The following is a 12835-nucleotide window of genomic DNA, read 5'->3' on the forward strand; positions in this document are numbered from 1 at the left end:
TTATTTTACCTTTTAGGTGCTCTCCCGTGGCTATCCATGAAATTCGTCATCCACTGATTCGTCATAAGCTTGGTCTTCTTCGTCGTGCCGATATCAGCACTAAAAACTTCCGTGAGCTGGCTCAAGAAGTGACCATGCTGTTGACCTATGAAGCGACCAAAGATTTACCTGTTTGCGACCATGAAATTGATGGTTGGAATGGTAAAGTAACGGTAGATCGCATTGTGGGTAAAAAAATCACGGTTGTGCCAATTTTACGTGCGGGTATTGGCATGTTAGATGGTTTCTTAAATCTGATTCCAAGTGCAAAAGTGTCTGTACTGGGTTTAGAGCGTGATGAAGAAACGCTTGAAGCACGTACTTATTACAAAAAATTAGTTCCAGATGTACAAAACCGTTTAGCAATGATCATCGACCCAATGCTTGCAACGGGTTCTTCATTGGTTGCTGCGATTGATGTATTGAAAGCAAGTGGCTGTAAAGACATTCGTGTGATGGTGTTGGTTGCGGCGCCTGAAGGTATTAAACGTGTTTTGGATGCGCACCCAGATGTCACTATTTTCACGGCTTCAATTGACCAAGGCTTAAATGCCAATGGTTATATCGTGCCGGGTCTAGGCGATGCGGGCGATAAAATCTTTGGTTCAGTTCAAAAAGATTAAGATTGAGCCCCAGCAAAAAGAGGCTTTTATAGCCTCTTTTTTATATACTACAACAAAGCGTGTACATATTAGGATCTGTTTATGAAGGCCGAGCAATATCAAGGAAAAGTTAAGCAATATAACGCTGACAAAGGTTTTGGTTTTATTTCCTCACCTGAAGGCGACGTATTTTTTCATATCTCGGATTTTCCTGCAGACTCAGGTGAGCCGAAACGCAATGAACGCGTGAAGTTTAATGTGGTTGAAAATGGCGATCGCTATAAAGCGATTAAAATTGAGCGGGTTGAAGACAACTCTGCCAAAGCCAAAAAATCGAAAGTCTCAAGCCATAATAAATCGATTACCACAGACTTATTGTCTAATTTTAGACGCTAAGTCAGCGTTGATTCAGAGTGAAATCGTACAAAGATTAATCTTTGTATTTTGAAGCAAAGAGGCTTTTTAGCCTCTTTTTTATTGATTACAATACGAAAAATACAGTTGAATAGAGCAGATTATGTTTCTGAAAGGGAAAATCAAAAGCTTTAGTACCCCACGTGGTTTTGGTTTCATTGAGGTGGAAGGGGATATTGATGATGTGTTTTTTCATATCAAAGATTTGCCACAGCACAACATTGAGCCCAAGCTTGGTGAAGCACTTCAGTTTATGATTGTAGAAGACCAAGGCAAGTTTAAGGCTGGGAATATCCAGCGGCTCGGTCTGTCCTCAGAAAGTAAAGCAACGACATCATCAAATAAGAAAAAAGCGCGTACCCAAACTTCACCACGTTACCATGAGGCGGGGCATAAAAGTACCATCATCACCGTGATTGGCATCATTATCGTCGCGGTACTGGGCTTTTTGACCTATGGGAAATATCAAAGTTATAGTGCAGAAAAACAGCGTAAAGCTGAACAGTTGATGCTCGAGCAGCAACAGATTGTAGAAGAACAGCGTAAAGCTTTAGGAAAGTTGCCCGATCAAATCTTATCTGAGCAAGGTAAGCGTAATTTAGAGACAGGTCTGCATCAGACCAATCAACCACGCTCTGAACGTGTAACGGAAAGTATTGATAAACAAAATGGTCGTTTACCTGTCAGCACTGGACAGTTTAAATGCGATGGACGAACCCATTGCTCCCAAATGCGTTCTTATGAAGAAGCGGTTTACTTCTTAAGGAATTGTCCAAATACCCAAATGGATGGGAACAATGATGGTGAGCCTTGTGAGCGCCAATTTGGGAAATAAAAAAAGCACCCTTGGGTGCTTTTTACTTACTTATTTTTCGCAGAATTTCATAAAGGCTTTGAGTCCTGGGCCTTGGTACTTCTGACGATGCACCAACATGAACAGTGGACGCGTGAGAGACCAAAACGGAGTATCAAGCACCACTAACTGGCCTTTTTCGCGCAAAGGTTCTGTTGCCAGTTTTGAAATACATGACATCCCTAAACCACCCGCCACGATTTTTAAAATCGCTTCATTATGACCCAAGGTTAGACGGATATTGGCATCAGGCAAGTCTTTTAAAATAGCGTTATCAAACACTTCACGCGTACCTGAACCTTCTTCGCGCAAGATCCACTCGACAGATTTAAAGTCATCAGGCGTTAATGTGCGATTTAACTGCGCCAAAGGATGGTCTGGTGCACAGCAGACGGCCAATTCATCGTCACGCCAGTGAATACATTGTAGCTGTGGTAAGTGACAAGAGCCTTCAATCAAAGCCAAATCTAGTTGGAACTGATTCACCGCCTCAATCATTTGACGGGTGTTACCAACTTGCAGTTGTAAATGGGCTTGAGGCTGAATTTGTAAGAAATCAGCCATTAGGTCAGGCATGAGGTAGTCACTGATGGTCAGGGTTGCACCCAAACGCAAATCAATGCTTTGTAACTCACCTTTAGCGGCTTGCTCGAAAGCATCACAGCGACCCAAAATTTCTAAAGCTTGTGGCAGCAGGAAACGACCCAGATCATTGAGCTGAAGACGCTTACCTAGACGGTCAAACAGAGGAGCCCCCAAACCGTCTTCTAGATCTGCTAAAGCCATACTCGCAGCACTCTGGGTGAGTCGAACCGCATCACTGGCTTTGGTTACTGTGCCTTCTTGAGCAACTGCTACAAAAACCGCCAACTGGCGTAAAGTCATGCGCATGAATATAGCCTTAACATTTAAAAAATATTAACAAATTATGTGGTCATGCTAACATGAGCAACGTCTTTGATGCCACGCTGAAATCATGTCAATTGAAAAATTTAGCCTAGAAAAGGTTTTATCCGTACACCGTTGGACCAATACACTTTTTAGCTTCACTATGACGCGACCTGCACATTTTAAGTTTACCGCAGGACAATTTGCCCGTATTGGCATCAAAGTGGGTGATGAATTGGTGGTTCGAGCGTATTCGGTGGTGTCCTCTCCCTTTGATGAAACTTTAGAGTTTTTCTCGATTGTGGTGCCTGAAGGTGCATTTACCTCGAATTTACAACACTTAAAAGTCGATGATGAGATCTACCTCGAAAAGATTCCGTACGGCTTTTTGACTTTGGCGCGTTATCAGTTGCCGTTACCAAAAGACTTATGGCTACTTGGCACAGGGACAGGGCTGGCACCTTTTATTTCGATGTTACAAGACTTTGAAACGTGGTCGAAGTACGAGAGCATTACACTGGTCTATAGTGTACGTACAGCCTCTGAACTGGCCTATGCAACACGTATTCAGGAAATTGCAGAGACCTTTGGTGAAGGCCATACAGGCTTTAAATTTGTGCCAATTGTTACCCGTGATCCGCATGCGCCACTGCATGACCGCTTACCTGTACTGATTGAAAATGGTGAGCTTGAAAAAGCAGTCGGTTTGAGCCTAAACCCAGAAACCAGCCATGTGATGCTGTGTGGTAACCCGCAAATGGTTGAAGACACCAAAGAAGCCCTGAAAGCACGTGGTCTGACCATGAACCGCCGTGGTGAAGGAAATATCGCGGTCGAAAACTATTGGTAAGCTTCAAAAGCTCACATGGATAGCGATAGCAAAGTATTGCTTAAACACTGCTTTAGCACAGAGAAAGAGACGAAATATCGCGCAGGTTTTGTTGTTGACTGAAACACTTTAAACTGAGGAGCAGTGGGGTAAATGCTAAAAATGGATTCATTTCGTAATCGGTTGATGGTGTTATTTGCTGGTTTGGCGTTTACTTTGGGGCTCTGTATTACCTTATATATCGGTAAAACTGCTTCGGCTCAAATGAGTAAATCCAGCGGTCAAACCTTATATATTGCTGCGAAGAGTATCAGTAATACTTTGGCAAATTCGTTGACAGAACGTGAACGGGAAATGGTGCTTTTGAGTCAATCGCCGTTTATTGCTGAGGCAGACTTTAATAATCCACGTGTTCAACAGCAACTCGACCAAGTTAAAAAATCATATCAATATTATGCATGGCTTGGGATTGCGAACCCCGAAGGTAAAGTCGAAGTTGCAGCAAATCATTTATTGCAAGGTGCAGATGTATCTGAGCGAGATTGGTTTATTCACGGTTCCAAGCGAGTATATTTGGGCGATGTACACAAGGCTGTTCTACTCGCCAAAAAAATCAAGGCCATTAACCCGAATGAACCGATGCGTTTTATTGATTTTGCGACTCCCATTTATGACCCTACGACGCATAAAATAAAAGGCGTTTTGGCTGCGCATGCAGACTGGAGCTGGGCAAGCCATGTGCTGAAAAGTTCATTATCTGAAAATGCTGCACAACGTGGAATTGAAGTGTTTATTGTGAACCAAGCGGGTGAAATTCTATATCCGTTTAAAAGTATTGGTCAGGTGAACCCTCCGAGTTTTAGCAAACAACATGGCAATTACTTTGTGCATGACTGGGGAGAGGGACAAAACTACCTCACCACGGATGTTCCTGTGTTTTCACAGACACAGATGAACTTGGGTTGGCATGTCATGATTCGCCAGCCAGTTTCGATAGCCTTGGTAGAAGTTCGGTCACTGCAACATCAAATCTTAGCTATTGGTTTTGTGATTTCATTACTGCTACTTTTTGTGACTTATCACTTAGCGAATCGTTTTAGCCGTCCAATTGAAAACTTGGCAAAAAGTGCGCATGCAGTCGAGCAGGGACGTGAAGATGTTTACTTTGAGGCGAATACCAGTATTCGAGAAATCAAAGGCTTGTTACAGTCATTAAATCGTATGACCGACACACTGTTGACCCAAAAACATCAGCTAATGGATGCCAATACAACGCTTGAACAAAAGGTTCAGGAGCGCACACAGGAACTAAAAACGGCCAATATAGAGTTGGAAAAGTTGGCACGGCATGATGCACTGACAGGACTATATAACCGCCGTGCATTGACCGATTATCTGGACTATTTATACGCTCAGTTTACACGTAGTCATGTGGGCTATGCGGTGCTGTTGTTGGATGTAGATTACTTTAAAAAAGTGAATGATCAGTATGGGCATGAGGTGGGTGATCGAGTCTTAAAAGGAGTGGCGCAGGTGTTGTCCTCGAACATCCGTGAGTCGGACTTTGTTGCTCGTTATGGTGGTGAAGAGTTTGTGGTGCTGTTACCCACGACCACGCTTGAAGGTGCAATGATTTTGGCTGAAAATCTACGCCAAACTGTCGAACAAGCGCAGATTTTGGATCAGCATCCCATCAGTATTAGTATTGGGGTGAGTGTGGTTCAGGTTACTGATAGCGATGCACAGACTGCCATGCGCCGTGCCGACCAGCATTTGTACCAAGCCAAAGCGCAAGGGCGTAACCGTGTGGTTGCACTTTAACATTTAGGCTTTGACTGTGGCAGATTGGGGTGATCTGCTACACTGAAGTATCTTCTGCTTTACTGTGCATTATTGTGATGTCTTACGATATAAAAATGAGCCAACTGCCTAAGGTTGAGCGCTCCCCGCAGCAGAAAAAATTAAATCGTTTGATTGAGCGTATTGAACAGCAAAAAAAAGAATTGGCAGCATGGCAAAATGCGCAAGCCGATATTCAAAACTATACGCGCAGCAAGCTTTTACTTGTTTATAGCGAGTTACACACGGTTTTATTTACGCAGCTCGAGACCCTGTGGAATCATTTGGCCGGCGATGCCTTTAGCAAAGCAGATTTGGTGCAGATTGACACCAAAATAGCCGCTTTAGCCAAGATGCTGAAAAAATCACAGATGCTAACTTCCGAGCAAAAAGAACAGGTAGAGAAAGTGGATACTTTCTATATGCAGCATGCAGAGCATATACGCGCGAAGAAAACCAAAGCAAACTCAATACAAAGTCATGACCTCGCAGAAACTGTAGAACAAAACGTGGATGTGGACTGGGAAAATTATGAATACGATTCTGCCCAATATAAAGCAGAACGAGAACGTGCCAAGCTGTTAAAACAACAAGAAAAACGTGAGCAAGCAGCCAAAATGGCAGAGCAGTCACTGAAAACCGTGTATTTAAAAATTACTGCGATGATTCACCCTGACCGTGAGCCTGATGAAGCGAAGAAGTTAGATAAGACTGAACTTTTGCAGAAGGTAAATGATGCTTATGCAGAGCAGGATTTATTTTATTTACTGAAACTCCAGTTACAGCTAGAGACCAATAAAGGCCTAAGCTCAAAAGCTTTAAGTTCGGAACAAGTGAAGTTTTATCAGTTGTCTTTAGAAGCACAGAGTCAGAATTTGCAAAGCCAGTTAGAGGAGATCTTTGCATCTTTTCACTTGAGTAGTCATGTTAATACCAAGCAACTTAAAATGAATGATGTGTATAAGGTGATAGATAAGGATGCTGCTGAGTTAAAGCAGCAGTTGAAGTGGGAAAAAGAGCGGTTAAAGCATATGAAAAAGGTGAGTGGGGTAGAAATGTTGTTGGGGCATGGGGTACTGTAACTCCCCTTGCGCAGCAGTGCTGCTCATCTCCTAGAAGGAGAGGGAACTTCATTGCGTATCGAATAACTATTAAATTAATAAAGAATGCTCCCTCTCCCTCAGGGAGAGGGCTGGGGTGAGGGTAATTAAAATGGAAAATAAAAAATGAAACTAGACCTACAATTATTAGAATTCGCCAAAACCATGCGAAGCAATGCTACTGATGCAGAAAACCTCATGTGGCAATTAATTCGTGCTAAACGATTTATGAATTTGAAATTTCGCAGACAGCATGTGATTGCTCCCTATATTGTGGATTTTTACTGTCATGAGTTGGGTTTGGTCATTGAGTTAGATGGAAGTCAGCATGGCACAAACGATGCGATTAAGTATGATGCTGAACGAACTAAGTTTTTAGAGGCTTTGGATTTGAAAGTTGTACGATATTGGAATGATGATGTGTTAAGTCGGACGGATATCGTGTTGAAGGATTTGTGGTGGAAATGTTCTGAATTAAAACAGACCTCTCCCTAACCCTCTCCTAAAAGGAGAGGGAACATCCATTGTTAAATTCATGCGTAATCTTTAGGTCAGATGATGCTCCCTCCCCCTATGGGATAGGGGGTGTAAAAATTAGCCACCTTCTGTAGCTGCTTTTTTCTGGTTAGTTGATGCAGTAGATTGTTGAAGTTCAGCTTTTTTATTAGCGATCCCAAATGGGATGTGTACTGATGCAATACTTTCAGCAGTTTTTTCGACATGAGTTACTTGGTCATCGAAGAAAATGTGTGGTTTTAGAATTTCTAAAACTTTACGTTTTTCGATACCTCCCAAGAAAAAAGCTTCATTGATAGTATCAATTCCCCAAGCACGTAAACTTGTAATTACACGCTTATGAGCTGGAGCATTACGAGCAGTTACAATAGAAACTCTTAAACGGCTCTCATATGTAGGATTATCTTCCAAATACTTTAATTCAGCTGTTTGAAGTGTAGATAATTGTTGAAGTAGTTTATGTAAAGGCCCTGTATTTGCTGGCTGATCAGCAAGTTTAGATTCATTTTCAATAAATGCATTTAAGTCTTTTTCTTTAAATATTTTTTCAGATGAGTCATCTGCTATTACTCCATCAAAGTCAAATGCAATGCGTAGTTCTTCATCATTTTCAATATCAAATATATTGCCCTTGAGAATTAGCCCTGCAGGATAGCCAGCTGTGATTGCTTGGTTTACATCAATTTCATTTGCTGATAAAAATAGACTTATATTTAAAGCATTAATATATTTATGAGGAGTGCGTCCTTGTAAAAATATTGCTCGCTTAATGTTTAGTTTGTGATACTCAATAGAGTTCATTACACGTAGCCCCGTATTTGGGTCATTGCGTGATAATAAAATTACTTCAACAAAAGGTTTATCTGTCGGGAAAATATTATTAAGACTTAATAACCTTTGGATAAATGGAAAGGCGACACCTTGTTCAAGAGGGATATTTTCATGATCTTGCTGATATTTTCTATAGGCTAACTCACCTTCGGTTCTAAAGACTGTGTCAGATTCTTCTAAGTTGAATAAAGCACTAGATGCTAAACCAATTACTAATTTTTGATCTAAGTTGTATCCACTCATAACTTATTGGCTCACTTTATTCAAATTTTTAATTTCATTGGAATCATCAAAACCATCTTGACGATCAGGGATTTTTTGATTCCGAATGTCTATATTGGTAATAGATTTACCTGGTAGCCCATTAATTAGCCCCAATTCTTTTAAATAATTATAGCTGATAGCTCCCCAATTTGTTGTTGAGAAAATGGTTAAGAGCCAAATGCAAAGAAGGAACCTTCCAACTTGAATTGGAATTTTACTCACAGAAGGTTTTGATAAAATACGAGTTTTTGTTGGTGTAAATGGGAAGTATTTAATTAGGCTATCATAGTAAAAATCTTTAGCCCAAAACTTAGAGTCAGCTTTAAATGTATTATTCTCCCAAAAATGAGGATTGAGTTTATTTTTATCATTTTTATAAAATTTTGTATAAATATTATTCTTAACTTCTTCGATATTTTTATTAAAAAGCTTATGAAAATCATTAACACCTTTTGCTTTGTAAAAAAACTCTAATCTATTTTCTGCTTCGCCTACCTCTGTTTCCCAATGTTCTTGCCAGAATTTTGCACCAGAAGCAGCTTGCATTTGATAAAAAGAAACTCCTATTCCTACTAGACAAATAATAGTATGAATTAATGGAACAGTATTGTTAGAGTTAATAATACAAGCTATTAATACACCTTGAAAAATCATAAAGAAGTTATTACGTTGAACAAGTTGAGTAATTTCAAAATTACGAGTTTTTACAGCAATATAATAGAGCTTTTTAAGGCGTTCTTCCTCTTCTTCTTTGCGGATTTCTATCGTAGGGGCAGGAGTAGATATTTTCTCAAATAAATTTCTAATTTGGATTTTTAAATTAAATAATTTCACTAGAGCTATAAAGGGCCGAATAATCAGCCCTTTATACAATATATTAGATTAAATTACCAACACCTTAAAGCGCTGCAATCTGCTCCATATTCGCTTGAATCTTCACTAACTGATCAGCAAACTCAGCCAATTTCACTTTTTCGCCTTCAACTACAGCCGCAGGTGCTTTTGCCACAAAACCTTCATTCGAAAGTTTGCCTGCAATGACGTCATGCTGCTTTTGCACTTTGTCTAAGTCTTTCTGTAAACGACCAAGTTCCGCTTTCGGGTCAATCAAGCCCTTCATAGGAACAAAGACAGACACGTGACCCACAACAGAAGAAGAAGACAATGGTGGTTGTTCAGCATCCGCCAAGAACGTAATGCTTTCTACTTTCGCCAATGCTTTAAACAACGCTTCAATACGTGTGATCTGTGCTTTCTCAGCTTCCGTCGTGTTTTGAAGCAACACTGGTAATAAACGCGCATTACCTAAGCCCATTTCACCACGGATGTTACGTACTGCACCAATCAAACCTTGGAGCCATTGCATATCGGCTTCAGCCTGTTCGTTTACACGCTCAGGGTTGGCAACAGGGTACTGCGCCAACATAATGGTTTCACCAGAAATACCGAGTTTCGGTGCAAGTGTCTGCCAAATTTCTTCAGTCAAATACGGCATGATTGGGTGTGCAAGACGTAAAGATGCTTCCATTACCGCTAGGAGTACACGACGAACTTCAGCTTTACGCTCAACCGATACATTTTCATCATTCAGAACAGGTTTGGTCAGTTCGACATACCAGTCACAGTATTCATTCCAAATGAACTCATAAATCGCTTGTGCAGCCAAGTCTAAACGGTAAGTTGCAAAGGCTTGTTGTACCGCAGCTTCTGCTTTTTGCAGACGGCTTACGATCCACTGTTCAGGCAATTCCCACAGGTCCTGACGAACTTCAGTACCAATCACTTGCTCTTCACAGTTCATCATCACGAAACGGGTTGCGTTCCAGATTTTGTTGGCAAAGTTACGGTAGCCTTCAACACGCTTCATGTCGAACTTAATGTCACGACCTGTGTTGGCAAGCGCACAGAAGGTGAAACGAACTGCATCTGTACCATAGGCTTGAATGCCTTCTGGGAATTCTTTACGGGTTGATTTTTCAATCTTCGCCGCTTGTTTCGGGTTCATTAGACCCGTGGTACGTTTTTGTACCAAGGTCTCAAGGTCAACACCGTCAATGAGGTCTAAAGGATCAAGTACGTTGCCCTTAGACTTCGACATTTTTTGACCTTCGCCATCACGGACTAAACCGTGAACGTATACCGTTTTAAACGGTACTTGTGGCGTACCATCTTCATTCTTCATGAAGTGCATCGTAAACATAATCATACGAGCAACCCAGAAGAAGATGATGTCAAAACCTGTCACCAATACATCCGTTGGGTGGAAGGTGTTGAGGAAATAGTTTTCCGCATCTTTCTTGGCATCGCCAGTCCAACCCAAAGTTGAGAACGTCCACAGCGCAGAAGAGAACCATGTGTCGAGTACGTCTTCGTCTTGGCTAAGCGCAACATCGGCAGGGATGTTGTTTTTGGCACGGACTTCAGCTTCGTCACGACCCACATAGATGTTGCCTTCAGCATCGTACCAAGCTGGGATACGGTGACCCCACCAAAGTTGACGAGAGATACACCAGTCTTGAATGTTGTTCATCCACGCCATGTACATGTTGCTGTACTGTTCAGGAACAAATTTGATACGACCATCTTGAACCGCTTCAATGGCAGGTTGCGCCAATGGTGCAATTTTCACATACCATTGGTCGGTCAAAAGTGGTTCAACGATCACACCTGAACGGTCACCGCGAGGTGGTTTCAAGGTATAAGGTTGGATTTGATCTAACCAACCTTCAGCCTCTGCTTGTTCAACCAGTTTTTTACGTGCTTCAAAACGCTCTAAACCAATATAGTCCGCAGGGGCAGCAATGGTTTTCGAGATTTGTTCGCCCGCTTTTGAAATGTATTCAAACTCAGCCAATACTTCTGCATTTTTATTGAAGATATTGATGATAGGCAGTTCACAACGCTTACCAACTTCATAGTCGTTAAAGTCGTGCGCAGGGGTGATTTTTACACAGCCTGTACCGAATTCTTTATCGACATATTCATCTTTAACGATTGGAACAGCACGACCTGTAATTGGCAGGATAATGTTCTGACCAACGAGGTGTGTATAGCGTTCATCATCCAGTGCGACTGCAACAGCGGTATCACCTAACAATGTTTCAGGACGTGTGGTCGCGACAACGATGTGGTCTTTACCATCATGCGTACGTAGGTTTTTATCTTCAAAGAAATATTTGAAGTGCCACAATGAACCTGCTTCTTCTTTATCCGACTCAACTTCGAGGTCAGAAAGCGCAGTTTGCAGTTTTGGATCCCAGTTCACCAAACGTTTGCCACGGTAAATCAAGCCATCTTCGTGCAGTTTAACGAACACTTCTTTTACGGCATTGGATAGACCTTCATCCATCGTAAAGCGTTCACGCGACCAATCGACTGATGAACCTAAACGACGGATTTGACGGGTGATGGTGTCGCCTGATTGCTCTTTCCATTCCCAGATTTTTTCGATGAATTTTTCACGACCAAGGTCATGACGACTGACACCTTGAGCACCCAACTGACGCTCAACCACCATTTGCGTGGCAATACCCGCATGGTCTGTACCCGGTTGCCATAAGGTGTTTTTACCTGACATACGGTTGTAGCGTGTTAAGGCATCCATAATGGCATTGTTAAAACCATGACCCATGTGCAAGCTACCGGTGACGTTTGGCGGCGGAATCATGATACAAAATGACTCACCTTTTTCAGAGGGCTTGAAATAGCCACGTTCTTCCCAAGTTTGGTACCATTTTTTCTCGATCTCGGTCGGATCGTAAGTTGTAGCGATATTTTGCGCTGAATCAGTCATAGTTCAAACAGTTCAAAAGTAGATAAAAAATTGCATCTATTGTAGCAAAGAAATCGCAAATGGGGGCATGTAAAGCAAATGCGTTGATCTAGCAATTGCGACATGATGCAGAGCGCTTTATGATGTGTCTAAACCTAGAGTGCGCTTTGTTCGCAGTAAAAATCAAAAAAAGGGGGGATCATTATGACTTATCAAATATCATTAAAATTAAAACCTGAAACTCACAAACGCTTTGCCCACATTCATCAACAGCTTAATGCCGGCGAAAGCCAAAGCCTTGCCAAACCTTTGGGTGAGGTTTTAGCGGATATTTCATGTGAAGTGATTGATCAAGTCTTTGGTGATCTTGCACGCTTGTCTACCTCAGGCGATGGGGAGTCTGAAAAAATTATTCAGCACATTGTGGACACTATGCGTAAGTACATGCCGTGGTCCGTGTCGTTTTTTTCAAATGACCGTCTAATTCCAATGGTGAATTATCTAGAGCAAATGATGTATGACACCGAGAGCATGCATTTTTTAAGCTACCCAGTCGAAAAAACTTTAGTCACCGAACTTTTGGGATGTGCGGAACAGATGGAAAAGGGCAATAACAGCTATGTTGCTCCAGCTTTGAAGGTGTTTACGCAAATTGTCGATCAAGGGGTGACCAGTCTGGTTCGTGAACCCAAAAAAATGCTTAAATTTAATCTGGTGGTCGATAAAACACTGAATGGGGTGATTAACTTGACGACCCAGTTGGGCTATAAACGTTTTGATAAATTAGGGCGTATCTATGATGCGCAGATGATGAGTCAATATTTCGATCATTTCCTGACTTTTTTAAATGATCAATCCGCAAATAAAACTTCGGTATGAGGCAATAAG

General features: G+C 41.6%; 12 protein-coding genes. 8 read left to right on the forward strand and 4 right to left on the reverse strand.

The window, feature by feature from the left end:
* Positions 1–26: 26 nt before the first annotated feature.
* From upp to AC0KVP_RS03865, 3 genes are all read left to right on the forward strand, one after another.
* Positions 27–662: a uracil phosphoribosyltransferase gene (gene upp, locus AC0KVP_RS03855; protein WP_058870138.1), complete on the forward strand. Its 636-nt coding sequence runs from the start codon at positions 27–29 to the stop codon at positions 660–662.
* Positions 663–743: 81 nt separating this feature from the next.
* Positions 744–1037: a cold shock domain-containing protein gene (locus tag AC0KVP_RS03860; RefSeq protein WP_005400349.1), complete on the forward strand. Its 294-nt coding sequence runs from the start codon at positions 744–746 to the stop codon at positions 1035–1037.
* 121 nt (positions 1038–1158) lie between these two features.
* A complete protein-coding gene (locus AC0KVP_RS03865; RefSeq protein ID WP_094148760.1) occupies positions 1159–1890 on the forward strand; it encodes a cold shock domain-containing protein in 732 nt (243 codons plus the stop codon).
* A 30-nt stretch (positions 1891–1920) separates the two neighbouring features.
* Here the strand turns inward: AC0KVP_RS03865 and gigC are convergent, their stop codons facing one another.
* Positions 1921–2799: a LysR family transcriptional regulator GigC gene (gene gigC / locus AC0KVP_RS03870; RefSeq protein WP_094148759.1), complete on the reverse strand. Its 879-nt coding sequence runs from the start codon at positions 2797–2799 to the stop codon at positions 1921–1923.
* A gap of 85 nt (positions 2800–2884) precedes the next feature.
* On the opposite strand from gigC, the gene AC0KVP_RS03875 reads away from it, so the two are divergent.
* The 4 genes from AC0KVP_RS03875 (at position 2885) to AC0KVP_RS03890 (ending at position 7059) form a co-directional block, all read left to right on the forward strand.
* Entirely contained in the window at positions 2885–3646 is a 762-nt protein-coding gene (locus AC0KVP_RS03875; protein ID WP_094148758.1) for a ferredoxin--NADP reductase, read from the forward strand.
* A 132-nt stretch (positions 3647–3778) separates the two neighbouring features.
* A complete protein-coding gene (locus tag AC0KVP_RS03880; RefSeq protein ID WP_473339114.1) occupies positions 3779–5446 on the forward strand; it encodes a sensor domain-containing diguanylate cyclase in 1668 nt (555 codons plus the stop codon).
* 77 nt (positions 5447–5523) lie between these two features.
* Entirely contained in the window at positions 5524–6546 is a 1023-nt protein-coding gene (locus tag AC0KVP_RS03885) for a molecular chaperone DnaJ (RefSeq protein WP_473339117.1), read from the forward strand.
* 144 nt (positions 6547–6690) lie between these two features.
* Positions 6691–7059: an endonuclease domain-containing protein gene (locus tag AC0KVP_RS03890; protein WP_473339119.1), complete on the forward strand. Its 369-nt coding sequence runs from the start codon at positions 6691–6693 to the stop codon at positions 7057–7059.
* Between the two features lie 99 nt (positions 7060–7158).
* Here AC0KVP_RS03890 and AC0KVP_RS03895 read toward each other — a convergent pair whose 3' ends face one another.
* The 3 genes from AC0KVP_RS03895 to AC0KVP_RS03905 all read right to left on the reverse strand — a co-directional run bounded on the left by AC0KVP_RS03895 (position 7159) and on the right by AC0KVP_RS03905 (position 11968).
* Positions 7159–8154 (reverse strand): 5'-nucleotidase, encoded by a 996-nt coding sequence (locus AC0KVP_RS03895; RefSeq protein ID WP_473339121.1) that lies wholly within the window; start codon positions 8152–8154, stop codon positions 7159–7161.
* A gap of 3 nt (positions 8155–8157) precedes the next feature.
* A complete protein-coding gene (locus AC0KVP_RS03900; RefSeq protein ID WP_473339123.1) occupies positions 8158–9009 on the reverse strand; it encodes a RipA family octameric membrane protein in 852 nt (283 codons plus the stop codon).
* Positions 9010–9073: 64 nt separating this feature from the next.
* Positions 9074–11968 carry a valine--tRNA ligase gene (locus AC0KVP_RS03905; RefSeq protein ID WP_473339126.1) on the reverse strand — a complete coding sequence of 965 codons (2895 nt, stop codon included), beginning with the start codon at positions 11966–11968 and terminating at the stop codon, positions 9074–9076.
* Between the two features lie 183 nt (positions 11969–12151).
* On the opposite strand from AC0KVP_RS03905, the gene AC0KVP_RS03910 reads away from it, so the two are divergent.
* Entirely contained in the window at positions 12152–12826 is a 675-nt protein-coding gene (locus AC0KVP_RS03910) for a hypothetical protein (RefSeq protein ID WP_473339128.1), read from the forward strand.
* Positions 12827–12835 lie beyond the last annotated feature (9 nt).

The organism is Acinetobacter sp. DL27 (assembly GCF_055810995.1).

Bases quoted from the DNA above. Each gene is read 5' to 3' on its own strand.
- AC0KVP_RS03860 (WP_005400349.1), top strand. From the start codon at position 744: ATGAAGGCCGAGCAATATCAAGGAAAAGTTAAGCAATATAACGCTGAC.
- AC0KVP_RS03865 (WP_094148760.1), top strand. From the start codon at position 1,159: ATGTTTCTGAAAGGGAAAATCAAAAGCTTTAGTACCCCACGTGGTTTT.
- gigC (WP_094148759.1), bottom strand. From the start codon at position 2,799: ATGCGCATGACTTTACGCCAGTTGGCGGTTTTTGTAGCAGTTGCTCAA.
- AC0KVP_RS03875 (WP_094148758.1), top strand. From the start codon at position 2,885: ATGTCAATTGAAAAATTTAGCCTAGAAAAGGTTTTATCCGTACACCGT.
- AC0KVP_RS03880 (WP_473339114.1), top strand. From the start codon at position 3,779: ATGCTAAAAATGGATTCATTTCGTAATCGGTTGATGGTGTTATTTGCT.
- AC0KVP_RS03885 (WP_473339117.1), top strand. From the start codon at position 5,524: ATGTCTTACGATATAAAAATGAGCCAACTGCCTAAGGTTGAGCGCTCC.
- AC0KVP_RS03890 (WP_473339119.1), top strand. From the start codon at position 6,691: ATGAAACTAGACCTACAATTATTAGAATTCGCCAAAACCATGCGAAGC.
- AC0KVP_RS03895 (WP_473339121.1), bottom strand. From the start codon at position 8,154: ATGAGTGGATACAACTTAGATCAAAAATTAGTAATTGGTTTAGCATCT.
- AC0KVP_RS03905 (WP_473339126.1), bottom strand. From the start codon at position 11,968: ATGACTGATTCAGCGCAAAATATCGCTACAACTTACGATCCGACCGAG.
- AC0KVP_RS03910 (WP_473339128.1), top strand. From the start codon at position 12,152: ATGACTTATCAAATATCATTAAAATTAAAACCTGAAACTCACAAACGC.